The sequence below is a fragment of the Pseudonocardia xishanensis genome (genome assembly GCF_039541715.1).
Lineage (GTDB): Bacteria > Actinomycetota > Actinomycetes > Mycobacteriales > Pseudonocardiaceae > Pseudonocardia > Pseudonocardia xishanensis.
The window spans coordinates 16,413-37,102 of the sequence record NZ_BAABGT010000112.1 but is presented as its reverse complement, the minus strand read 5'-3'; the positions used below and the strand labels follow the sequence as shown (position 1 = coordinate 37,102).

Genomic DNA, 20,690 nt, shown 5'->3' with positions numbered 1-20,690 from the left:
CTGACCATGCACCGATCATGGAGCTACACGCCGCCGATGTTTGGGAGACACGCTCTAGTCGTCGGGACCCGGCGCGACGGAGGTCCGCGGTCCGGTCGGAGCCTTCCGCTCGCCGCGGTCGGCGCGCTCGCCGTCCTCGCCGCCCTGGCCGTGCACAGCGGGCTGGACTTCCTCTGGCACATCCCGGCCGTCCCGCTGCTCGCCGTCGTGTCCGTCGTCATCGCAACCGAGAAGGAGATCGCCTGATGTCACCGAAGAAGAACCTGTCCCGAGGCGCACGGACGACCCTGCGCACCGTCCTGATCGTGGGCGGGAGCGGGCTCCTGGTGTGGGCCGGGGGCGCGGCGCCCGCGCTGGCGGACTACAGCCCGCCCTCCGTCGTGATGTGCAAGAACTCCCCGACCTCGAACGCGGGGTTGGCGGTGGGCCAGTTCAGCGCGCCGACCCCGGCGGGGCTGTGCATGCCGGTCGGCGGGTTCAGCGCCCCGGGCTCCGTCCCCGGTGTGCCCCCGTTCTAGACGTCCGACTCGGCTGTCCGAAGCGGGGGACTCGCGTGTCGGGAGTGCGGGTCTCGCGCGGGGAGCGGGTCAGGAGTAGCGGTCTCGGTAGCGGGCGCGGGTGCGTTCCCGCTCCGCGCGGGCCGCCTCGTCCCGGACGGCCTGGGCGTAGCCGGGTGGGTAGCCCGCGCGGCGGGTGCGGTGGTCGACCGCGTCGTGCAGCAGGAAGATCGCGAACTGCGCGGAGACCAGCCAGCCCAGCAGCAGCCCGCACAGCCGCACCCACAGCTCACCCGGCACGAACAGCACGATCGGCACGGAGATCACCGCGAGTGGGACGGCGGTGCGCAGCAGGTGCCGGACCACCCAGGTCCGGCACGTGGCGTCGTACAGCACCCACTCGCGGTTCCGCGCCGGGAGCCTGCCGCCGAAGGCGTACCAGAGCCAGCGCACCGGGTCGGGTCGCTGGATCACGGCTCGAGGCTACGCTCGCGCACCGCCCGTGCCAGCTCGCCCGCGACCACCTCGACGGCCGCGCTGGGTCTGCGCCGGGCGGAGTGGGCGAGCACCACACCCGTCCCGCGGCGAGGTCCGCGCGGACTACTCGGGCCCGGCCGCTCCGCCGCCGTCGGCTCCGGCAGACGACCAGCTCGTCGAGCGCGGAGGACTCGGCTGACCCCTCCCGCGGGACCCGCGCCCCGGCACGCCGCCGAGCTCAGAGGAACTCCTCCAGCACCGCGTTGAACGCCGCCGGGTTCTGCAGGAACGGGAAGTGCGAGCTCGCGACCTCGCGCGGGAAGACGTGCAGCCGCGCGTCCGGCACCTGCTCGGCGATGTAGCGCTGCGAGGCCGGGTCGACGTGGCTGCCCTCGCAGCCGAGTACGAGCGTCGGCCGGTCGATGCGCGGCAGGACGTCTCGCCAGTCCTGGGCGCAGTGGTCCCACAGCAGCGGGACGCCGGCGTACGGCGGGGTGTGGGTGATCTCCTGCCGCACGAACGCCCACAGCTCCGGGTCCACCTCGCCGCTGAACATCCCGCGCACGAAGTCCTCGGCGGCCTTCGCCCCCTCCGGCCCGTGCAGCGCCTCACCGAGCCCGACCAGCGCCGCGACGTCGAAGATCGCCCCGCTGTCCGCCTGGTCCTGCGGGGTCATCCACGGCACCGCGGCCACCGCGGCGGGCTGGTCGACGACCACGAGCCTGCGGACCCGGCCGCTGCCGTACTGGTCGAGGAAGCTCCACCAGACCGAGGCGCCCATGGACCAGCCGAGCGCGTCGACCTCGGCCAGCTCGAGGTGGTCCAGCAGCTCCTGCACGTCCCGGGCGAGCCGGGCGATCCGGTAGCCGTGGTGCGGCTTGTCCGAGCGCCCGTGCCCGCGCTGGTCCAGCGTGACCACGCGGCGGTCGAGGACGCCCACCTGGTGGCGGAACATCTCCTGGGTCTGACCCCAGCCGTGCAGCATGACCAGCGGCACGCCCGTGCCGCCCGTGTCGCGGTAGCGCAGTGCGACACCGTCCTGGGTGGTGAAGCTGTCCATCGGTTCTCCTCCCGGTTCACGCGGCCCGGACGTGCAGCCCGCCGTCGACGGGCAGCAGCGTTCCGGTGACGTAGGCGGCCTCGTCCGAGGCCAGGTAGAGCGCGGCGTGCGCGATGTCGTAGGCGGTGCCCATCGCCCCGGTGGGGCTCAGCGCGGACCGCTCGGCCCGGACGGCGGCGGTGTCGGCGTCCGCCGCGAGCTGTCGGTACACGAGCGGGGTGTCGATCAGCCCGGCCAGGATCGCGTTGACCCTGATGCCGCGGTCCGCGTACTGCAGGGCGAGGCTGCGGGTCAGCTGGTTGACCGCGGCCTTGGCCGCCGCGTAGGCGGGGTAGGGGTAGCCGGTCCACCGGATGGACGCCGTCGACGAGACGTTGACGATGGCCCCGCCGCGCTCCAGCAGGTGCGGGAGGGTCTTCTGCGCGCTGACGAACACGCTGTCGAGGTTGACCGCGAGCGTGGCCCGCCACTGCGCGAGCGTGAGCTCCTCGGGACCACCCAGCCGGGTCGCCCCCACGCTGTTGACCACGACGTCGAGCCCGTCGAACGCGGTCACCGCCTCCGCGACCGCGGCCTCGACCTGGTCGGGGTCGGTCGCGTCGGCGACGACCGCGAGTCCCCGCCCGCCGCACCGCCGGATGTCCTCGACGGTCCGGGCGGCCGCCGCCGCGTCCTTGTCGACGACCACCGTGGAGGCCCCGTGCCGGGCGAAGGTCGTCGCGATGGCGAACCCGATGCCGACAGCGCTCCCGGAGGGGTCGGGAGCCTCGGCCTGTCCGCCGCCGAGCACCAACGCCGTCCGGCCCGCCAACCGCATCGTCCGCCGCCTCCCCGTCGCTGGTGTCGACGGCGAGTCTGGGCCGCCGCCCGCAGGCCCCGCTACGCACGGGTGCGGGAAGTCAGGACCCGGCCTTTCCACGGTCTGTAGGAATCAGGTCGGCGAGCAGCAGCCCGGTGTGCAGCACGTGCCGGTCCGCGCCGGAGTGCAGGTCGAGGCCCGTGATCTCGCGGATCCGGTCCAGCCGGTAGTACAGCGAGGTCCGGTGCAGGTGCAGCGCGTCGGCCGTGCGCGGCATGGACCCACCCAGGTCCAGATAGGTCCGCAGGGTCTCCACCAGCCGGGACGAGCGCGGGTCGGCGAGCAGCCGGGCCACCGGATCGGGGATCAGGGCCGGGGTGAGTGCCTCCGGCGGCAGCTGGAGGAACAGGGCGTACGGGCCGAGGTCGGACCAGCGCACGACGGACGCCCGGCGGCCACCGATCCCCGCGGCGGCACCGCGCGCCGCGGCGGCCGCCCGGCGCCCGGAGCGCCAGGCCCGGTCGAGCCCGTCGACCGTCTCCCCGACGCCGGCCACCACGCCCGGCGCGGCGAGCAGACCGGCCGCGGTGTCCACCATCCGCCGGGCGACCGCGGCGGCCCCGACGGCGTCCAGTCCGGTGTGGATGATCGTGCCGCGCTGCGCGTCCACCGCGACGAGGCTGCGGTGGCGATGCGCCGCCGACCCGAGCGCGGCCCGGAGGGCGCCCTCGGTGCCGGCGCCCGCCGGGCCGGTCACGACGGTCACCACCACCGGCCCCGCGGTCGGCAGACCTCGGGCCGCGGCGGCGGACACGGCGGCTCGCCGACGCCCCTCGTCCTCGCTCATCACACCTTCGACCAGCAAGGACTCCGCTGCGCGCGCCTCGGCGGAGCCCCCGGCGAGGGCGGGTGCGGCCGCCGCGGCGACCTCCTCGATGCGCCGCACCTGCGCCGGGGACAGCGAGCCGTCGGCGTCGATCACCATCAGCAGGCCGAGCAGCTCGCCGCGCTCGCGCACCGGCACGCAGAGCCGCGCCCGCAGTCCCAGGGCGGGCTGCGCGGCCACGATCCCCGACCGACCCCAGCGGGCGACGCCCTGCGCCAGGACGTACCGCGCGACCTCCGGGCCCGCGTCCCGCTGCAGGACGGCCCGCACCCGGACCTCGTCCTCGTCGCCGAAGTGCCTGCTGGTGACCAGCATCCGCACGGCGGGGTCGTTCACCACGACCGAGCGGCCCAGCTCCGCCGCGAGATCGTCGACGAGGGTCTGCAGGTCCGGCACCCGGCAGGAGCGTAGTGACGGGCCCGGGCGGTCGCGAGCGGTCAGCGACCCACCGGCGCGTCGGACGGGGTCCAGACCACCGGCCCGCCGCCGGCCGCCATGTCCGACGCCTCGGCCCAGCGCAGCCGCCACGGCCGCAGGACCACGATGCCGGCGTCCGGCGACTCCAGGCCGCCCGCGAACATCGCGGCGGGATCGAAGCCCAGCGGCGGTTCCGGCTCGGCGAACAGGTGCCGGGAGCGGGCCGGGTCGGGGTCCCACGCCGCGTGGCACTCGGCCACCGCGACGTCCTGCCGCGCGTCCCGGTAGGAGCAGGACGCGTAGGGGATGGTGGCGAGGTGGGCGCTCTTCGGTGAGCCGCGCCGGGAGCTGACCCGCCCGGCGCCCTCGACGACGAGGTGCTGTGCAGGCTCGCGGCGGCCGGGTTCGCGGACGCCCGGGTGTCGCACGGCTTCCTCATCCACGGCCTCCCCCCAGGAGGTCGGCGTAGAGCCGGGTGCCCCAGGCGACGGGGGCGGCGACGTCTCGCACCGACCAGTGCCCCACGGCGGTCGGGCCCGCCGGGCCGATCCCGCGGACCAGGTCGGCGAACCGGGCGAGCGCCACGCGGGTCTGCTCCAACACGAGCGAGCGCTCGGGAGCCAGGTCGGTCACGGTGCCTGCGCTGGTCACGACAGGTCCTCCGTATAGCAGACGGCAGTGCCGGACACGGCCGTGACGCCGTCGTCCCGGGTCACCCGCACGGCCACCGTGGTGATCGGCTTGTCCTCGCGGACGGCGGTCACCTCGACCGTGCCGGTGATCACGTCACCCGGTCGGACCGGGGCCAGGAACCGCACGTCGAGCTGCAGGAACACGCTCCCGGGACCCGGCAGGTCCTCGGCCACCACGGCGTTGAGCACCGCGGTCGTCACCCCGCCCTGCACCACGATCCCGCCGAAGCGGCTCGCCGTGGCCCGCGCGACGTCGTAGTGCAGCGGGTTGCGGTCCCCGGAGATCTCGGTGAACAGCTCGATGTCGCGGCGGGTCACCAGACGCGACCTCGTGGCGACGGCACCGACCCGTGGGGTCGTCCGCCGCCGTGGCATCTCGTCCATCTCTCGCTCCCTGTCGTGGTCCGGGACGGACGCTACGAGCGCGGGGGGTCGGTGACATGGGTGGTGACTGCCCATCTCGGAGGCGATATGGGTGGTCGCCACCGATGGCTCGCGGGCCCGGGATCCCTACCGTCGGACCCACACCGACACAAGGGAGACCATCATGATCGACACCGTGATCGTCGGCGCCGGGCAGGCCGGGCTGGCCATGAGCCACTGCCTGACGGCGCAGGGCCGCGACCACGTCGTGCTGGAGCGCGCCGCGGTCGCCGACAGCTGGCGCAGCCGCCGCTGGGACTCGTTCACGCTGCTCAGCCCCAACCGGCTCGCCCGACTGCCCGACTGGCGGTACTCGGGCCCGGACCCCGGCGGGTTCATGACCGGCGAGGAGGTCGCGCGGTACCTGGAGGACTACGCGCACTCCTTCTCCGCCCCGGTGCGCGTGGGAGTGGACGTGCGACGGCTCTACCGCGTCGCGGGCGGCTGGCGGCTGGAGACCTCGGCCGGACGGCTGCGGGCCGGGAACGTCGTCGTCGCGACCGGGGAGATGACCCGGCCCCGGATCCCGGACGTCGTTGCGCCCGTCCCGAGCCTGCACACCGCGGACTACCGGAACCCGGCGGCACTGCCCGCCGGACCGGTCCTGGTCGTCGGCGCGGGCCCCTCGGGGCAGCAGATCGCGCTGGAGCTGGTGCGGGCCGGGCGGGAGGTGCACCTCGCCGTCGGGCGGCACAAGGCGATGCCGCGGCGCTACCGCGGGAGGGACGCCTACGACTGGATGGAGCGGCTCGGGATGCTCGACCGGACCGTCGACACCCTGCCGCACCCGCCCGGCCGCACCCCGCACGCGGTGCTGACCGGCGGCACCCGGGACCTGGACGTCCCGCGCCTGGTCGCCGAGGGCGTGCAGGCGCACGGCAGGCTCCTCGGGTTCGACGGCGCCGTGCCGGTGTTCGCGGACGACCTCGCGGAGTCCGTGGCCGCGGCCGACCGCAACGCCGACCGGTTCCGGGCCGCGGTCGACGCCCACCTCGGCCTGCCGACCGCTCCCGCCGCACCGCGCGCCGTGCCGGCGGGAACACCCGCGGCGCCCGCGGTGACCGTGTGGGCGACCGGGTTCTCCCGCGACCACGACTGGATCGAGGCGCCGGTGTTCGACACCGACGGCCGGGTCGTCCACCACCGCGGCGTGACGCCCGCGGCCGGGCTCTACCTGCTGGGCCTGCGCTGGCAGTGGCGCCGGTCGTCGAGCTTCCTCGACGGCGTCGGCCGCGACGCCGAGCACCTGGCGGAGGTCATCGAGGCCCGCTCCTCGGCGAGCCTCCTGGCGGCGTGAGCGGCGTCCTTCGGCACGTTTCGTGCTCACAGCGCGCGAGGAACGGCGATTGCGTGCTGTGAGCGCGGCCCGGACAGCACTGAGCGCACTCTTTTCGGCCGTCACGGACGTCGAACTCCTCGACCCCCGCACACGACGACGACGCCGCCCGGGTCATCCCGGGCGGCGTCGAGGGGGTCGGAGGTCAGGCGGCGGCCGCCGGCGCGACGGGCTCGACGGGGAGCGGATCGCACCCCGACACGGCGAGATGCTCCCGCTCCAGCACGAACTCCAGCGGGGCGCGCACGTCCTCGCTCACGCCCAGCGGCAGCGGAGCCCGCAGCTCGCCGTCGGCGTCTCCGGGCAGCGCCTCGCGGGCGGTCACGCCGCCACCGCCTCGACCTCGTCGAGCCTGCGCAGCATGCGCACCTCCGCCTTGCTCGCCGCGCTCTGGGCGAGCTGCAGCGCCCGCAGCTCGGGCAGGTCCCAGCGGTAGCCCGCGATCTGCTCCGCGGCCGAGAACAGCAGGCGCGAGTGCCGGTCGCGGACGCCGCCGTAGTCGCTGCCGACCAGCTCGGACCGGGTGAGCAGCTCGGCGTCTCGCAGCGCGTCGGTGAGGCCGTGGGCGGTCAGCGGGTCCTTGAAGTACCCCGCGTCCCCCACGAGTGCCCAGCCCGGACCGGTCGGGGTGCGCAGGACCGCCGGGTTGCCCGGGAAGCCGCGCAGCCGGTCCACCGGGACCGCCCGCCCACCCGTGGCCTCGGCGAACACCTCGGCGAAGAGGGTGTCCAGCCCACGCCGGGCCGCGAACCGGACGGGCGGCATGCCCGCCCAGACGCAGGCCACCCCGTCGTTCGTCGGGATGATCCCCGCGCAGACGCCGGGCCGGAAGAACCACTCGTAGCCGGGGCCCTCCCACCGGGTGTAGCCGTAGACCACCGCGCTGCGGTTGCGGCCGCGGCGGACCGTGCCCGCGTCGACCAGCCGGGCGACGGTCGAGCGCAGGCCGTCCGCGCCCACGGTCAGCGGGGCCGTGACGCGGAGGCCGCCGCGGGTCTCGATCCCGCCGACGCGGTCGCCGCCGAGCAGCCCGGTCACGGTCTCGCCGAGCCGGACGGTCACGCCCGCGGCCCGCGCCGCGTCGAGCAGCAGCGGATCGAGGACGGTGCGGCGCGGGGCGTAGAGCGGCGGGTGCTCGACGACCTCGGCCTCGTCCCCGTAGTGGAACGTCGTCCGGTCGACGGCGGGGGTGCCTGCCGCCACGATGGCGTCGAGCAGCCCCCAGCGCTCCAGCTGGACGACCGCGCCGCGCATCAGGGCGTGGGTGGAGAGGGTGTCGCGGGCCGGGTCGGCGCGGTCGACGAGCAGCACGTCGAGGCCACCGCGGGCCAGCAGCATCGCGGTCGCGGAGCCCGCGGCGCGGGCCCCGACGACGACGGCGTCGTAGTCCATGGTGGACCTCCGGGAGAAGGGAGGGGCCGGCCGGGAGCACCCGGCCGGCCGAGGGGGGATCAGGCGGTGACGACGTCGAGCTCGATCGGCACGCCGTGCATCACGGAGTCGAACACCACCGAGCGGTCGCGGCCGCGCTCGACGACCTGGCGCAGCTTCTCCGGCGGCGCGTCGCCCGAGATGGTCACCGTCATCCGGATCCTCTCGAAGCCGTTGCGGTAGTCCTCGGTGTTGACGCCCATCGCGCCCTGCACGTCGAGGTCGCCCTCGAGCGTGGAGGACACCGAGGTCAGGCGGACGCCGCGGGCGGCGGCGGAGTAGACCAGCGACGTCGTCACGCAGGCCGCGAGGGCGTGCAGCAGGTACTCGGCGGGGTTCGGGCCCTCGTCGGCCCCCAGCAGGATGGCGGGCTCGCCCGCGTCGAGAGTCCAGCCCTCGGTGCGCGAGGTGTCCTCGGCGCACGCGGCGTAGAAGCTCTTGATCGACGAGCGGTTGTGCGAGCCGCCGATCCAGGTGTTCGTGGCCCGGAACTTGAACGCCGCGATCTCGGGCTGGGCCTTGATCGCGTCCAGCGTGGCGAACATGGTCGCGGTGTCGACGCCGTTGCGGATGGTGTCGTTCACGGTCTCGGTCATCGTCGTGCTCCTTGTCGGTGGTCGGTCGGTGACGAGGACAACCGTGCCCGCGGCGGGCACCCCGGCCCATCGGTGTCGACCACCCATCTCGGCGGACTACCTACCCAGGCACGGCCGCGTGGGCATGGGTAGGTGGCCGAGATGGGTGGTCGTTCCCGATGAGTGGGGACCACCCCCGGCGCGACGCTTCCTCTCGTCACGGAACAGAGGAGCCCGACATGACCACCACCACCGTCCACCCGGACATCGGAGCCGCCGTCCGGCTCCGGGACCTCGGCCCGGGCGAGGAGGACGTCCTGGACGCCGTCTTCGCAGGCCTGTCCGCCACGAGCCGCTACCGCCGCTTCCACTACGGCACCCCGGCGCTGACCCCCGCGGTCCGCGCCTCGCTCGCCGCCGTCGACGGGGAGCGGCACCTCGCCGTCGCCGCCTTCGTGGGCGACGAGCCGGTCGGCATCGCCCGGCTCATCGCGACGGGTGGTGGCCGGGCCGATCTGGCCGTCGAGGTCGTCGACGCCTGGCAGGGCCGGGGCGTCGGTGGCCGGCTGGTCCACACCGTGCTGGTGCGCGGCGCCGAGGCGGGCTTCACCACCGTCGACGCCGACGTCCTCTCCACCAACGGCCCCATGTTGGGCCTGCTCGCGGGCCTGCTGCCCGACCACACCCGCCGCGTCTCGGGTCCCGAGACCCGCGTCTCCGCATCCCTGGAAGGCCTCGCCGTGAACAACCCCTTCGCCGGCTACGAGCGGGCGGCCCAGCACCGCGCCGAGCTGCTCGCCGCCTCGCGCGACCGCAGGCTCGCCCGCCTGCGCCGCCGCCCGCGGCCGACCCGCCCCGTCCGCACCACGGGTGGTGACGCGGCATGAGCGCCACCGTCCTGCCCCGTCCCCGTCGGATCGACCGGGACGCGGTGCGCGAGATCGCCCCGATGCTGTTGGGCATGGCGCCCTTCGGGATGCTGATCGGCCTGACGATCGGGACGCACCCGGTCGGCGTCGCCGCCGGTCTCGGCTCCGCGGCGCTCTACTACGGCGGCACGGGACACCTCGCGGTGCTGCAGATGATCACCGTCGGTGCGGGTCCGCCCGCGATCCTGGTCGGGATCGCGGTGATCAACGCGCGGCTGCTGCTCTACGGGGCCGCGCTGGCCCCGCGCTTCGCCGACCAGCCGCGCTGGTTCCGCCGTCTCGGCGCGGCCACGCTGATCGACCAGACCTACGCGCTGGCCACGGCCCGCCCGGACCTGCGCGGGGCGGCGTTCCGCCGCTACTGGCTGACGCTCGGCGCCACGATGGGGATCGGCTGGATCGCCGGACACGTCGTCGGGCTGGTGGCCGGGCCGGTGCTGCCGACCTGGCTTCCGCTGGGCATCGCGGCGCCCGCCGTGCTGGTCGGGTTGCTGGTGTCGCACCTGAGGAAGCGGACCGGGATCGCCGCGGCCGTGGTCGGTGGGATCGTCGCCGCCGCCGCGTCGCCGCTGCCGCCCGGGATCGGGACCCTGCTGGGTGCGGTCGCGGGGATCGCGGCCGGGATGCTCGCGGGGAGGAAGCCGTGATCGCCGTGCTGTTCGGCGGCGCCGCCATCACCTACCTGCTGCGGGTGGTGTTCCTGGGCATCGTGCCCGCGGAGCGGCTGCCGCGCTGGGTCCGCGACGCCCTGCCGCACATCGGCCCCGCGGCGCTGGCCGCCCTGATCGTCGGGGCGCTGGTCCACCAGGGCGGTCTGGCCGCCCTGGTGGTGCCCACCCCGGCCCATCTCGCTCTGCTCGCCGCCGGCCTCGTGGCCTGGCGGTTCCGCAGCCTGGCCGCCCCGATGGCGGCCGCCCTGCTCGTGATGCTCGCTGCCGGGCTGTTGCCGACCTGAGGAGGAACACCGATGAGGAACCGAGGGCCGGGCAGGCCCCGGATGCCGCCTCACCGCGCCGCCGGTCGTGGCCCAGGCCGTGTGGGCGGGCCGCACGCCGGACCGCACGGTCACCATCGCCATCGCGGAGAAGGACGGCCGCGCCGGGCCGGTCCCGCCCTCCGCTCAGCGGGCCAGGAGCGCGGTGAGCCGGTCCAGCACCGGGCCGTAGGAGCCGGGCAGGACCCGGGCGAGCACGTCCGGGATCCTCGCGCTCGCCGCGATCAGCACCCGGGTCCGGCGCTTCTCCACACCGTCGAGGATCTCCGCGGCCGCCTTCTCCGGCGGGTAGCTGAGCAGCTTCGCGAAGGCCGCCTGGTGCTGCGCGGCCTCCACGGGGTCCACACCGGACCCCAGGCGGGCACTCCTGGCGACGTTGGTGCGGATCCCGCCGGGGTGCACCTGTGTGACCCCGGTGCCGGTCTCGACCAGCTCGTGGCGCAGCACCTCGCTGAACCCGCGGATCGCGAACTTGCTCGACGAGTAGGCCGACTGCCCCGCGGGCCCGATCAGCCCGTAGAGGCTGGACACGTTCACGAGGTGCCCACCCGGCTCCTCCGTGAGCGCGGGCAGCAGGGCGTGGGTCAGCACCACCGGGGCCCGGAAGTTGATGTCCATGACCCACTCGAACTCGTCGAGCGTGAGCTCGCGGAACCGGCCACCGAGCGCGACGCCCGCGTTGTTGATCAGCAACCGGACCGGCTTCGGGGCGAGCTCCTCGCCGAGCGCGGCCACGGCGGCCCGGTCGGCGAGATCGACGACGTGCGTCTCGACCTTCACCGAGCTGCGGACGGTGTCCGCGACCCGGGCCAGCCCCTCGGCGTCCCGGTCGACGAGCACGAGCGAGCTGCCCCGCTCGGCGAGCCCGTACGCGAGCTGCTCGCCGATGCCGCTCGCGGCGCCGGTCAGGACGGCGGTGCGTCCGGCGAAGCGGTAGTCCTCCACGTCAGGCCTCCTGCATCGAATGGACGGGGGCGAAGGTCATGTCCCGGGCGAGGTCGGCCCGCGACATCTGCAGGAGGTCGACCACGTAATTCTGCTGGACCTGCCAGGGCGCCGAGGTGCCCTGGTGCGGGAACGCCTCGATCGAGCGCTGCACGTACCCGGAGGTCAGGTCCAGCAGCGGCCGCCGCTCCTTCGACGCGGGCGCGGTCGGCGCGGCCGAGCCGTACCCGTGCTTCTCCAGGTGGGTGAGCAGCCGCGTGACGTAGCGCGACGACAGGTCCGCCCGCAGCGTCCAGGAGGCGTTCGTGTACCCGATGCAGTAGGCCAGGTTCGGCACCCCGGAGAGCATGAGGCCGCGGTAGGAGAACGTGTCCCCCAGCGTGACCGGCTCGCCGTCGACGCTCAGGGTCAACCCGCCCAGCGGCAGCATGCGCAGCCCGGTCGCGGACACCACGATGTCCGCCTCGAGCTCCTCGCCGGAGGTCAGCCGGATGCCCTTCTCGGTGAAGGTGTCGATGTGGTCGGTGACGACGGACGCCGCCCCGGACTCGAGGGACTTGTAGAAGTCCGCGCCCGGCACCACGCAGAGCCGCTGGTCCCACGGCTCGTAGCTCGGGGTGAAGTGCTGGTCGACGGCCTTCTCGTCGAGGAACCGCAACGCCATCTTCCGCAGCGCGCCGCGCACGAGCTTCGGCCACCGCCGGGCGAGTTGGTAGAAGCCCTGGCTGATCGCGATGTTCTTGGCCCGGACGATCCGGTGGGCGAGCCCGGCGGGCAGCCTGCGGCGCAGGGCGTCGGCCAGGCCGTCGCGCGCGGGCAGCGCCGTGAGGTAGGACGGCGAACGCTGCAGCATGGTCACGTGCCCGGCGGTCTCGGCCATGGCCGGGACGAGCGTGACGGCGGTGGCCCCGCTGCCGATGACGACGACCCGCCTGCCGGTGTAGTCCAGGTCCTCGGGCCAGGCCTGCGGGTGCACGAAAGTGCCCGCGTAGTCGGCGAGGCCGGGGAAGTCCGGCTGGTAGCCCCTGTCGTAGGAGTAGTAGCCGGCGCAGAGGTAGACGAAGCGCGCGCGCCACTCACCCCTGCTGGTGCGCACGGTCCAGCGCTGGGTCCGCGAGTCCCAGTCGGCGCCGACGACCTTGGTGTCGTAGTGGATGTGCCGGTCGATCCCGGCCTCGCGCGCGGTGTCGCGGATGTAGGTCCGGATGCTCTCGCCGTCCGCCAGCGACTTCTCGCCGCGCCACGGCTTGAACGGGTAGGCGAGGGTGAACATGTCCGAGTCCGACCGCACACCGGGATACCGGAACAGGTCCCAGGTGCCGCCGATCGCGGCGCGCTGCTCCAGGATCGCGTAGGTGTCCCGCGGGCGCTCCTGCTGGAGGCGGTGGGCCGCGCCGATGCCGGACAACCCGGCCCCGACGATCAGGACGTCGACCTCGTTCACGGTCGGTTCCCCCTTCATCTCCACTGACGACTGGTTCCCAGTCTGCGCGTCACCGCCCCCTCGCCGCTTACCCGAGCGCGACAATGATTTATCCTCACGCGACATGGGACCGGTGGTGCGGGCAGCGTCGCTGCGCGGGCTGCCCACGCTCGTCGACGGTCTCGGCGGCGACGGCGCGGGCCTGCTCGCGCGGTTCGGCGTGGACCCCGCGGCGGTCTCGTCCGACGACGCGGTGGTCGGCGTCCGGACCGTCGGCCTGCTGCTCGAGGTCGCCGCCGCCGAGCTGGACCGGCCGGACCTCGGCCTGCTGCTGGCCGAGCGCCAGGACACCGGCATCCTCGGGCCGCTCGCCGTCGCGATCGAGAACGCCCGCACGCTGGGCGAGGCGATGGCGTCCGCCTCGCGGTTCCTGTTCGTGCACAGCCCGGCGTTGTCCATCGCGCTGGTCGCCGATCCCGAGGGCGCGCGCGGGGTGTCCGCGCTGCGCTACGGCGCGACCGGGCCCGAGCCCATGCCCCCGCAGGCCTCGGATCTCGGGCTGGGTCTGCTGCACCGGATCATCCTGCTCCTGCACGGCGGCCCGTACGGCCTGCGCTCCGCCCATCTGACCCATCCACCACTCGTCCCGGTGACGAGATACACGGAGTTCTTCGGCGCGGACGTCCGGTTCGACCGCGACGCCGCCGTCCTCCGGCTGCCGACGACCCTGACCGCCGCGCCCGTCGCGGGCGGGGACCGGGTCCTGCGCACCCTCGCCCTGGACTACCTGGAGAGCAACTTCGCCGAGCCGGGCCAGACCGTCGCCGGACGGGTGCAGGGCACCCTGGCCCGCTCGCTCGGCTCCGCGCCGCCGCGCGCCGCGGACGTCGCCCGGCTGCTGCGGCTGCACCCGCGCACCCTGCAGCGCCACCTCGCCGCGGAGGGCACCACCTTCGAGCGGATCCTCGACGAGGTCCGCCGGGACACCGCCGTCCGCCTGATCACCACGACGGACGTCCCGTTCGCGCAGGTGGCGGCGATGGTGGGCCTGGCGGCCCAGTCCGGCCTCACCCGCGCCACCCGCCGCTGGTTCGCCACCACCCCCACCGCCCTCCGCCGCCACCCCCCGTGACCCCGCCCGACCCCCATCCCGCCCGACCCCCACCCCGCCCCGCGAGTCCGACACCCCAGCGCCCGGGTCCGACACCGCCGCCGGCCTGAGGCGACTCGGCCGACCAGCCTCTCCTTCATCGCCGCCAGGTCGGCCGCGGAGAGGGCCAGGCCGCGGTTCACCACCCCGCTGACCGTCCCCAGGTTCGCCGCCGACGTCGTGGGGTCCGCGTCGAGCAGGACGAGGTCCGCGTCCTTCCCCGGGTCCACCGACCCGGCCGTCTCCTCGGTCCCGAGGAACCGCGCGGGGTCCGAGGTCGTGGTCTGCAGGATCCGCAGTGGACTCAACCCGGCCTCCGCGAGCAACCCGAACTCGTCGTGCAGGGAGGCACCGGGCACGACCCACCCGGCCCCGACGGCGTCGGTACCGGCCAGCAGCCCGACCCCCTCCTCGTCGAGGATCCGGGTCAGCCGCAGCTGCATCGCCCAGAGCGCCGCGAAGATCTCGTGCTGCGCGGCGGTGAAGGCCTTCGCGAACCGCTCGGCCGTCCGCCGCCACGTCCGCAGCGTGCCGGAGGCGACGTAGCGCAGGTCGGGATCGGCCGGGAACTCCGGGCTCGCGCAGAGCTCCTGGGTCTTGATCCGGATCAGCGTCGGGCAGTTCCAGGTGCCGTCCGCGGCGAACCGCCGGGCGAGCTCTCGCGCACGCTCCTCGTCGACCGTGTCGATCGCCTGCCGGGTGGTCTCCAGCGCCTCGGCCGAGGTCCGCAGCGAGGGGTTGACGACGACCTTCGCCATGATCCGCCCGACGATCCGGTCCGCGAAGGGCAGCGGGAAGGGTGGCAGCGGGATCCGCGGCCCCCGCTCCACCCGCACCTCGCCGCACGAACAGCCCGCGATCACCCCGAGCCCAGGCCCGACGTGCTCGATCGACCGGAACCCCGCCGCCGACGCCGCCCGCACGTCCACCCCGGCGGGCAGGTGCCCGAGCACCGGGATCCCCTGCCGCGCCGCCTCCGCCTGGGCGGCGGGCAGCACGTCGGCGCTGATCAACGCGGCCTTGACGAAGTCCGCGCCCGCCGCCGCCGAGAGCGCCCTCGCGAAGCTGCGCCGGGTCCTCCCGGCCGCGCTCACCCGCCGCCTCGACGCGCTGGCGGACACCGCGGGCTTCACCCGGACCGCGCGCCCGGCCGTCGCCCCCGAGGCGCGGGTCCTGCTACTGCTCGCCGAGGCGGCGCGCGACGGGCGGCGGGTCGCGTTCACCAACACCGACCGCGCGGGCCGCGGTAGCGAGCGGGTGCTGGTCCCGTACGGGGTCGTCGCCCACTCCGGGCGCTGGTACGCCACCGGCCCCGACTCGGCGAGCGGCGAGGTGCGGACCTTCCGGCTGGACCGGATCACCGCGCCCGCCCTCCGCGGGGGCCCGGTCGCGGTTCCCGACGACTTCGACGCCCCCGACCACGTCCTCGCCGCCCTCGCCCGCACCCCCTGGCGACACGAGGTGTCCGTGCTGGTCGAGGGCTCCGTCGACGAGGTCCGCGACCGCCTGCCCACCGGCCTCGCCGCGGTCCGCGAGGCGGACGACGGCCGCGCGCGCGTCGAGCTGCGCGCCGAACGTCTCGACTGGGTCCCGGCCGTGCTCGTGGGTCTGCGTCGGCCCTTCGTCGTGGAGCGGCCGGAGGAGCTCCGCGCCGAGGTGCGCGCCCTGGCCGAGCAGCTGACGGCCTGGAGCGAGAGGAGTGTACGAAGATCGGGATAGGAGCCGCCCATCGCCGCCCTCACCCTGGTCGACGAGGAGATCCGCGGCCACCTCGTCGGCTCGACGACCCGTGCACCGCGGTCCCGCGGCGACCGGGACCTCGTCTCGCTGGATGACACGACCGCCGTGACGCGGCCGGGCGCACGGGTGCAGGATCGGGCGCGACCCCGCACCCGACCTCCGAGGAGACGACCGTGCCGCTGCGCGATCCCGCCGCAGGCGCGCGGGCGCTGTACGACGCCCGTCGCACCCGCACGCCGATCCCGCCCCTCACCGACGACGACCCCACCCTCGGGATGGCGGACGGGTACGCGGTGCAGCGCGAGCTGGTCGCCCTGCTGCTCGCCGACGGCGACCGGATCGTGGGCTACAAGGTCGGCCTGACCTCCGAGCCCATGCAGCAGATGATCGGCGTCGACTCCCCGGACTTCGCCCCCGTCCTGGGCTCGACCGTCTACCGCGACGGGGACGAGATCCCGCTGTCCCGCTTCATCGCCCCCAGGGTCGAGGCCGAGATCGTGTTCGTCCTCGGCGAGCGGCTCGAAGGCCCCGGCGTCACCGTCACCCGGGCTCGCGCCGCCCTCGCCTGCGCGGCCGCCGGGATGGAGATCGTGGACTCCCGCATCGTGGACTGGCGGATCACGCTCGCGGACACCGTCGCCGACCTCGCGTCCAACGGCGCGGTCGCGGTGTCCAGCAGGCTCGTCCCGGTCGCCGATCTCGACACCCGGCTGGTCGGGATGACCTTGACCCGCAACGGCGAGCTCGTCGACACCGGGGCGGGCGCGGCCGCGCTCGGGGACCCCGTCGCCGTCGTCGCCTGGCTGGCGAACACCCTCGGCGAGAACGGGATCGCCCTCGAACCCGGCCACCTGATCATGACGGGCGCGCTGCACGCGGCCGTCCCGATGACCCCGGGCGATGTGTTCCGGGCCGAGTTCGACCGGCTCGGCCCGGTCACCGTCAGGGTGGGTCCATGATCGACATCACCGAGCTGGCCGGGCGCCTCGGCAAGGCCGTGGCCGACCGCACCGCGATCGCGCCGCTCTCCCACGGGTTCCCCGAGCTCGACCTGTCCACCGCCTACCGCGTGCAATGCGCGCTGCGCGCCGCCGCGGGCCCGCTCGCCGGGTGGAAGCTGGGCCTCACCTCGCGGGCCAAGCAGGTCCAGGTGGACGTCGGCGAGCCGATCTACGGCTTCCTGCCCGCCGCGGGCGCGCTGGATCTGGGTGAGCCGCTGGACACGAACGCGCGGATCCAGCCGCGCTGCGAGCCCGAGATCGTGTTCACCCTCGGCCGGGACCTCGCCGGGCCGCACGTCACGGCGTCGGACGTACTGGCCGCGTCGTCCGGGTTGGCGGTGGGGATCGAGGTGCTGGACTCCCGCTACGTCGACTACCGCTTCACCACACCGGACGTCGTCGCGGACAACACCTCCGCCGCCCGCTACGTCGTCGGCGCCCCGGTCTCCCCCGCCGGGATCGACCTGCGCCTGGTCGGCGTGGTGCTCGAGAGGAACGGCAGGGTCGTCGGCACGGCGTCCGGGGCGGCCTCGCTCGGCCATCCCGCCTCCGCCGTGGCCTGGCTGGTCCGCGCGCTCGCCGCCGAGGACGAGGGCCTGCGGGCGGGTGAGATCGTGCTGTCCGGCGGCCTGACGGCGGCGGTGCCGGTCGGGCCGGGAGACGTCGTCGTCGCGTCGGTGGACCGACTCGGGACCGTGGAGCTGGCATGCCGTTGACCCAGGTGACCCTCGCGACGGGCCGGACCCCGAGCAGCTCCGGGCGCTCGGGGAGGCCCGCACCGCCACGGTGGACTCATCGGCCCGCTCGGACGGGCACCCCGCTGTCGCGTAGGCCCGGACCACCGGGGCCAGCTCCGCGGGGCGGAGCAGTGCATGATCACCCCGTCCACGCCCAGGTCGAACGCGCGGCCGGGCGAGCACGGCCCCGAGGTAGGAGTTGAGCACCTCGACGTCGCGATGCTCGGCGTGCCCGACCCGGAGTTCGGGGAGCGGGTGCTCGCCGTCGTCGTCCCGGACACGCCGACACCGGACCTGGCCGCGGAGCTGACCGCCTTCTGCCGCACCCGACTGGCGCTGGTCGCCGGTGTGCCTGGCACCGCGCCCGCGGGGACACGGGGCAGGTGCGCGTGGATGGGCAGCCCGCGGGCGGGCGTACCGCGCGCACGAGGGCATCGCGGACGACCTCGGCACCGGGGTCACGGTGGAGGCCATGGTGTTCGGCAACCGGGACGCCGAGTCCGGCACCGGCGTCGTGTTCAGCCGGGACCCGTCGACCGGGGAGAACCGGCCCTACGGCGACTTCCTGCCCCGTGCGCAGGGCGAGGACGTGGTCGCGGGCACCACGCGCACGCTCACCCTCGCGGACATGGCCTCGCTCCTGCCCGAGGCGCATCGCGAGCTGACCGGCAGGCTCGCGCTGCTGGAGCGGCACTACCGGGACCTGTGCGACGTCGAGTTCACCGTCGAGCAGGGGCGGCTGTCCATCCTGCAGACTCGGGTCGGCAAGCGGGGCGCGGTCGCCGCCGTCCGCGTGGCCGCCGCGATGCTGGCGGACCCGGCGACGGCCCTGACCCCCGCGGAGGTCCGTGCCCGCATCACCGACGAGGTGCTGGCGCGCGCCCGCACCGAGGTCCTCACCGCGGCCCGGCAGGGTGCCGTCGCCGGGGCGGTCGCCCGCGGGCTGGCGCGTCGCCCGGTCGGGTGTCGGGGACCGTCGTGCTCCACGCCGACGCCGCGGCCGACGCGACCACCGACGTCATCCTGGTGCGCCCCGAGACCAGCCCCGCCGACGTGCACGGCATGGGGGTCTCGGTCGGCATCCTGACCAGCACCGGCGGCCTGGTCAGCCACGCGGCGGTCGTGGCGCGCGGCTGGGACCTGCCCGCCGTCGTCGGGGCCGGTGAGCTGGTCGTCGGCGCCGAGGACGTCCGGGACGCCGCGGGCGAGGTCCTGTTCACCGCGGGGGACGTGATCACCATCGACGGCACCACCGGCGAGGTCTGGCGCGGCACGGTGACCGACACGGCGGTCGACCTGGCGGACGAGGAGATCCTCGCCAGGGATCTCCCGGAGCTGGCCGTGCTCGTCGAGGTGATCGGCGACCGGTAGGACTTGCCCCCCGCTCCACCCCGGCGCCATGCTTTCGGGGTGAGCGAGAAGGTAGTCGCGCTGGACACGGACGAATCCGGACTGGCTCGGGCGCTGCCGCGCCCGTCGCACGGTCACGACGGGATCCAGGGGGTGCCGTTCCGCCCCGTCGGGTTCCGGGACGACGACCTGCCCACCGCGTTGGAACGGTCCGCGAAATGGCTGCGCGAGGTGCAGGACTGGCTGGGTGAGCCGGTCGACGTGATCGGGGTCCACCTGGACTACGACGACACCCCCGGCGCGATCTACTACGAGGTCAAGCTCCTCTGCAACGACGAGGACCTGGCGGGCGTGCCGATCGCGCTGCGGGCCCACCGCTCCGGCGAGGACACCGCGGGGGACTGATCCCGGGGGTCAGTCCCCGATGAGCTCGGCCAGCCTGCGGGCCGCCGCGTCCGGGAGGCCGCGGCGGCTCCGCAGCGCGCGGAACACCGGGCGCAGGACGTCGTCCGCCAGCAGGTCCGCGCGCGGGATCGGGCGGGACAACGGGGTGAACCGGCCCGCCGCGACCCAGCCGCCCCCGGGCCGGGACGTCGCGGCGGAGGAGAAGTCGACCGTCCCCGCGATCCCCTGGTCCTCCCGCGTCCGGTAGACGACGGCGCGCGAGCCGGGCTCGGTCGCGCGCAGGCAGCAGGCGTGCACCGGGCCGGGGGCGGCGCACTCGTCCGCCCGCCACAGCAGGATCGCGTCGGGGTCCGTCACGCGCCCGGGTACCCCGCGGACGCCGGCCGAACCCGGGCCACGGTGGTGCTGGCCTCCCCGCCGGCGGGTGGGGGTGCCGCGCGCGGTCCACCGGTTGGCACGGTCGTCTCCCGGGACGGCCGACGAGAGGGTTCTCCCGACCGCCCGGTGATCACCGGGCCGACCCGGAGGACCTCCCATGCGCCACGCCCAGCACCCCGTCGGCCTCGAGCACGGGATCCCCGTCCAGGTCGGCAGCGTGCCGCGGCCCGGGGGGATGCGCACCGCGCCGGGACACCACCTGCGCCCCGGCCCCGCCCATCCGCCGCCCCTCCCCGACCCCCGGTGGGGCGGCCCGCGGACGGTCCACCGGCCGGTCCCCACCCCGCCGGTGCCCTCGGGCCGGATGACGGCCGCGGCCACCCCGCGGCTGGGGCGCCGGGCCCTGCGCCGCGAGCAGCTGGCGACGCTGGCCGCGCCCCGGCGGCGCTACTCGCTGCTCGCCCGGCTGCTGTTCGTGACCATGGACCTGCTCTACGGCCGCCGTCGCACGCTGGCGAAGTTCCAGGTGCTCGAGATCGTGGCCCGCATCCCGTACCAGATCTGGGAGAACGCGGCCTACCGCCTGCTCACCCGCCGCCACCGCGACGCCGCCCTGGCCCGACGCATCCACGAGCGCATCGAGGAGAACCGCGAGCAGCAGGACAACGAGCAGTGGCACCTGCTGATCGTCGGGGAGCTGGTGGCGGTCTCGGGCGCGCGGCTCGGGCGGCTGCGCTTCCGGGTGCTCCCCCTGCTGCTCGCCCTGACCTACTACCACCTGGCCTGGCTGATGTTCGTGCTCGCGCCGCGCTGGAGCTACCGGCTCAACGCGGACTTCGAGGACCACGCCGAGCACGAGTACGCCGAGTTCGTCGCCGAGCGCCCGGAGCTGGAGACCGTCTCGCACCGCTCGCAGTTCGCCGACCGCTACGGCGCCCACGCCTCCGTCGCCGACCTGCTCCGCCAGATCGGGCACGACGAGCGCATGCACAAGCACGAGTCGGAGCGCTACCTCGCCGAGGGCGGGCCCGCCTGACCGACGGCG

At 75.1% G+C, this 20,690-nt stretch carries 27 protein-coding genes and 2 pseudogenes; 15 read left to right on the top strand and 14 right to left on the bottom strand.

Annotation, left to right across the window (positions count from 1 at the left end; translation table 11 throughout):
* Both ABD993_RS32600 and ABD993_RS32595 read left to right on the top strand, forming a co-directional pair.
* Positions 1-246, top strand: a 246-nt coding sequence (locus tag ABD993_RS32600; RefSeq protein WP_345426852.1) for a hypothetical protein, incomplete at its 5' end; no start/stop codon positions are given.
* Entirely contained in the window at positions 246-518 is a 273-nt protein-coding gene (locus ABD993_RS32595; protein WP_345426850.1) for a hypothetical protein, read from the top strand. The genes ABD993_RS32600 and ABD993_RS32595, both read left to right, overlap by 1 nt.
* Before the next feature lie 69 nt (positions 519-587).
* Here ABD993_RS32595 and ABD993_RS32590 read toward each other — a convergent pair whose 3' ends face one another.
* The 7 genes from ABD993_RS32590 to ABD993_RS32560 all read right to left on the bottom strand — a co-directional run bounded on the left by ABD993_RS32590 (position 588) and on the right by ABD993_RS32560 (position 5,203).
* Positions 588-971: a DUF5313 family protein gene (locus ABD993_RS32590; protein WP_345426848.1), complete on the bottom strand. Its 384-nt coding sequence runs from the start codon at positions 969-971 to the stop codon at positions 588-590.
* A gap of 241 nt (positions 972-1,212) precedes the next feature.
* Positions 1,213-2,034, bottom strand: coding sequence for an alpha/beta fold hydrolase (locus ABD993_RS32585; protein ID WP_345426846.1), 822 nt, complete (start codon positions 2,032-2,034; stop codon positions 1,213-1,215).
* Between the two features lie 16 nt (positions 2,035-2,050).
* On the bottom strand, positions 2,051-2,851 hold the full coding sequence (locus tag ABD993_RS32580; protein WP_345426844.1) for an SDR family NAD(P)-dependent oxidoreductase: 801 nt from the start codon (positions 2,849-2,851) through the stop codon (positions 2,051-2,053).
* Between the two features lie 82 nt (positions 2,852-2,933).
* Positions 2,934-4,115: a PucR family transcriptional regulator gene (locus ABD993_RS32575; protein ID WP_345426843.1), complete on the bottom strand. Its 1,182-nt coding sequence runs from the start codon at positions 4,113-4,115 to the stop codon at positions 2,934-2,936.
* Positions 4,116-4,156: 41 nt separating this feature from the next.
* The gene (locus ABD993_RS32570) at positions 4,157-4,579 is read right to left on the bottom strand and encodes a hypothetical protein (RefSeq protein WP_345426841.1); all 423 of its coding nucleotides are present in this window, start codon (positions 4,577-4,579) and stop codon (positions 4,157-4,159) included.
* Entirely contained in the window at positions 4,572-4,787 is a 216-nt protein-coding gene (locus ABD993_RS32565; protein ID WP_345426839.1) for a hypothetical protein, read from the bottom strand. The genes ABD993_RS32570 and ABD993_RS32565 overlap by 8 nt, the downstream gene beginning before the upstream one ends.
* On the bottom strand, positions 4,784-5,203 hold the full coding sequence (locus ABD993_RS32560) for a MaoC family dehydratase (RefSeq protein ID WP_345426858.1): 420 nt from the start codon (positions 5,201-5,203) through the stop codon (positions 4,784-4,786). Before ABD993_RS32560 ends, ABD993_RS32565 begins: the two co-directional genes overlap by 4 nt.
* 172 nt (positions 5,204-5,375) lie before the next feature.
* Between ABD993_RS32560 and ABD993_RS32555 the strand changes: the two genes are divergently transcribed.
* Positions 5,376-6,548, top strand: coding sequence for a flavin-containing monooxygenase (locus ABD993_RS32555; RefSeq protein ID WP_345426837.1), 1,173 nt, complete (start codon positions 5,376-5,378; stop codon positions 6,546-6,548).
* Positions 6,549-6,732: 184 nt separating this feature from the next.
* Here ABD993_RS32555 and ABD993_RS32550 read toward each other — a convergent pair whose 3' ends face one another.
* From ABD993_RS32550 to ABD993_RS32540, 3 genes are read right to left on the bottom strand one after another with little or no spacing between them, the layout of a single operon-like run.
* Positions 6,733-6,912 (bottom strand): hypothetical protein, encoded by a 180-nt coding sequence (locus tag ABD993_RS32550; protein WP_345426836.1) that lies wholly within the window; start codon positions 6,910-6,912, stop codon positions 6,733-6,735.
* Complete coding sequence (locus ABD993_RS32545) at positions 6,909-7,979, bottom strand: NAD(P)/FAD-dependent oxidoreductase (protein ID WP_345426834.1); 1,071 nt, start codon at positions 7,977-7,979, stop codon at positions 6,909-6,911. The genes ABD993_RS32550 and ABD993_RS32545 overlap by 4 nt, the downstream gene beginning before the upstream one ends.
* A gap of 59 nt (positions 7,980-8,038) precedes the next feature.
* On the bottom strand, positions 8,039-8,614 hold the full coding sequence (locus ABD993_RS32540; RefSeq protein WP_345426832.1) for an OsmC family protein: 576 nt from the start codon (positions 8,612-8,614) through the stop codon (positions 8,039-8,041).
* Between the two features lie 218 nt (positions 8,615-8,832).
* Between ABD993_RS32540 and ABD993_RS32535 the strand changes: the two genes are divergently transcribed.
* Genes ABD993_RS32535 through ABD993_RS32525 form a run of 3 tightly spaced genes read left to right on the top strand, consistent with a single transcriptional unit; the run spans position 8,833 to position 10,477 of the window.
* Positions 8,833-9,480: a GNAT family N-acetyltransferase gene (locus ABD993_RS32535; protein WP_345426830.1), complete on the top strand. Its 648-nt coding sequence runs from the start codon at positions 8,833-8,835 to the stop codon at positions 9,478-9,480.
* Positions 9,477-10,169, top strand: coding sequence for an AzlC family ABC transporter permease (locus ABD993_RS32530; protein WP_345426828.1), 693 nt, complete (start codon positions 9,477-9,479; stop codon positions 10,167-10,169). Before ABD993_RS32535 ends, ABD993_RS32530 begins: the two co-directional genes overlap by 4 nt.
* On the top strand, positions 10,166-10,477 hold the full coding sequence (locus ABD993_RS32525) for an AzlD domain-containing protein (protein WP_345426826.1): 312 nt from the start codon (positions 10,166-10,168) through the stop codon (positions 10,475-10,477). The genes ABD993_RS32530 and ABD993_RS32525 overlap by 4 nt, the downstream gene beginning before the upstream one ends.
* Before the next feature lie 165 nt (positions 10,478-10,642).
* Here the strand turns inward: ABD993_RS32525 and ABD993_RS32520 are convergent, their stop codons facing one another.
* Positions 10,643-11,461, bottom strand: a complete 819-nt coding sequence (locus tag ABD993_RS32520) for an SDR family NAD(P)-dependent oxidoreductase (RefSeq protein WP_345426824.1) — start codon at positions 11,459-11,461, stop codon at positions 10,643-10,645.
* Between the two features lies 1 nt (position 11,462).
* On the bottom strand, positions 11,463-12,923 hold the full coding sequence (locus ABD993_RS32515) for a flavin-containing monooxygenase (RefSeq protein ID WP_345426822.1): 1,461 nt from the start codon (positions 12,921-12,923) through the stop codon (positions 11,463-11,465).
* Positions 12,924-13,008: 85 nt separating this feature from the next.
* On the opposite strand from ABD993_RS32515, the gene ABD993_RS32510 reads away from it, so the two are divergent.
* Positions 13,009-14,016, top strand: a complete 1,008-nt coding sequence (locus ABD993_RS32510) for an AraC family transcriptional regulator (RefSeq protein ID WP_345426820.1) — start codon at positions 13,009-13,011, stop codon at positions 14,014-14,016.
* A 191-nt stretch (positions 14,017-14,207) separates the two neighbouring features.
* Here ABD993_RS32510 and ABD993_RS32505 read toward each other — a convergent pair.
* Positions 14,208-14,477, bottom strand: a pseudogene (locus ABD993_RS32505) (amidohydrolase family protein); the annotation flags it as partial.
* A gap of 577 nt (positions 14,478-15,054) precedes the next feature.
* On the opposite strand from ABD993_RS32505, the gene ABD993_RS32500 reads away from it, so the two are divergent.
* From ABD993_RS32500 to ABD993_RS32470, 7 genes and pseudogenes are all read left to right on the top strand, one after another.
* Positions 15,055-15,753 carry a helix-turn-helix transcriptional regulator gene (locus ABD993_RS32500; RefSeq protein WP_345426818.1) on the top strand — a complete coding sequence of 233 codons (699 nt, stop codon included), beginning with the start codon at positions 15,055-15,057 and terminating at the stop codon, positions 15,751-15,753.
* Positions 15,754-15,947: 194 nt separating this feature from the next.
* Positions 15,948-16,733: a 2-keto-4-pentenoate hydratase gene (locus tag ABD993_RS32495; protein WP_345426816.1), complete on the top strand. Its 786-nt coding sequence runs from the start codon at positions 15,948-15,950 to the stop codon at positions 16,731-16,733.
* The gene (locus tag ABD993_RS32490; protein WP_345426814.1) at positions 16,730-17,491 is read left to right on the top strand and encodes a 2-keto-4-pentenoate hydratase; all 762 of its coding nucleotides are present in this window, start codon (positions 16,730-16,732) and stop codon (positions 17,489-17,491) included. Before ABD993_RS32495 ends, ABD993_RS32490 begins: the two co-directional genes overlap by 4 nt.
* A 156-nt stretch (positions 17,492-17,647) precedes the next feature.
* A pseudogene (locus ABD993_RS32485) lies at positions 17,648-17,854 on the top strand (AMP-binding enzyme); the annotation flags it as partial.
* Between the two features lie 4 nt (positions 17,855-17,858).
* A complete protein-coding gene (locus tag ABD993_RS32480; RefSeq protein ID WP_345426812.1) occupies positions 17,859-18,599 on the top strand; it encodes a PEP/pyruvate-binding domain-containing protein in 741 nt (246 codons plus the stop codon).
* A complete protein-coding gene (locus tag ABD993_RS32475; RefSeq protein ID WP_345426856.1) occupies positions 18,575-18,883 on the top strand; it encodes a PEP-utilizing enzyme in 309 nt (102 codons plus the stop codon). Before ABD993_RS32480 ends, ABD993_RS32475 begins: the two co-directional genes overlap by 25 nt.
* Positions 18,884-18,922: 39 nt before the next feature.
* The gene (locus ABD993_RS32470; protein WP_345426810.1) at positions 18,923-19,267 is read left to right on the top strand and encodes a hypothetical protein; all 345 of its coding nucleotides are present in this window, start codon (positions 18,923-18,925) and stop codon (positions 19,265-19,267) included.
* A gap of 9 nt (positions 19,268-19,276) precedes the next feature.
* On the opposite strand, the gene ABD993_RS32465 is transcribed toward ABD993_RS32470, so the two are convergent.
* Positions 19,277-19,624 (bottom strand): hypothetical protein, encoded by a 348-nt coding sequence (locus ABD993_RS32465; protein WP_345426808.1) that lies wholly within the window; start codon positions 19,622-19,624, stop codon positions 19,277-19,279.
* A gap of 178 nt (positions 19,625-19,802) precedes the next feature.
* Between ABD993_RS32465 and ABD993_RS32460 the strand changes: the two genes are divergently transcribed.
* Positions 19,803-20,681, top strand: coding sequence for an alternative oxidase (locus ABD993_RS32460; RefSeq protein WP_345426806.1), 879 nt, complete (start codon positions 19,803-19,805; stop codon positions 20,679-20,681).
* Positions 20,682-20,690 lie beyond the last annotated feature (9 nt).

What these genes read in the sequence shown, in the direction of transcription:
- ABD993_RS32490 (WP_345426814.1), top strand. Translation starts at nt 16,730, where the DNA reads ATGATCGACATCACCGAGCTGGCCGGGCGCCTCGGCAAGGCCGTGGCC.
- ABD993_RS32475 (WP_345426856.1), top strand. Translation starts at nt 18,575, where the DNA reads ATGGGGGTCTCGGTCGGCATCCTGACCAGCACCGGCGGCCTGGTCAGC.
- ABD993_RS32515 (WP_345426822.1), bottom strand. Translation starts at nt 12,923, where the DNA reads ATGAAGGGGGAACCGACCGTGAACGAGGTCGACGTCCTGATCGTCGGG.
- ABD993_RS32540 (WP_345426832.1), bottom strand. Translation starts at nt 8,614, where the DNA reads ATGACCGAGACCGTGAACGACACCATCCGCAACGGCGTCGACACCGCG.
- ABD993_RS32535 (WP_345426830.1), top strand. Translation starts at nt 8,833, where the DNA reads ATGACCACCACCACCGTCCACCCGGACATCGGAGCCGCCGTCCGGCTC.
- ABD993_RS32595 (WP_345426850.1), top strand. Translation starts at nt 246, where the DNA reads ATGTCACCGAAGAAGAACCTGTCCCGAGGCGCACGGACGACCCTGCGC.
- ABD993_RS32545 (WP_345426834.1), bottom strand. Translation starts at nt 7,979, where the DNA reads ATGGACTACGACGCCGTCGTCGTCGGGGCCCGCGCCGCGGGCTCCGCG.
- ABD993_RS32510 (WP_345426820.1), top strand. Translation starts at nt 13,009, where the DNA reads ATGGGACCGGTGGTGCGGGCAGCGTCGCTGCGCGGGCTGCCCACGCTC.
- ABD993_RS32460 (WP_345426806.1), top strand. Translation starts at nt 19,803, where the DNA reads ATGCGCCACGCCCAGCACCCCGTCGGCCTCGAGCACGGGATCCCCGTC.
- ABD993_RS32585 (WP_345426846.1), bottom strand. Translation starts at nt 2,034, where the DNA reads ATGGACAGCTTCACCACCCAGGACGGTGTCGCACTGCGCTACCGCGAC.
- ABD993_RS32555 (WP_345426837.1), top strand. Translation starts at nt 5,376, where the DNA reads ATGATCGACACCGTGATCGTCGGCGCCGGGCAGGCCGGGCTGGCCATG.
- ABD993_RS32560 (WP_345426858.1), bottom strand. Translation starts at nt 5,203, where the DNA reads ATGCCACGGCGGCGGACGACCCCACGGGTCGGTGCCGTCGCCACGAGG.
- ABD993_RS32580 (WP_345426844.1), bottom strand. Translation starts at nt 2,851, where the DNA reads ATGCGGTTGGCGGGCCGGACGGCGTTGGTGCTCGGCGGCGGACAGGCC.
- ABD993_RS32530 (WP_345426828.1), top strand. Translation starts at nt 9,477, where the DNA reads ATGAGCGCCACCGTCCTGCCCCGTCCCCGTCGGATCGACCGGGACGCG.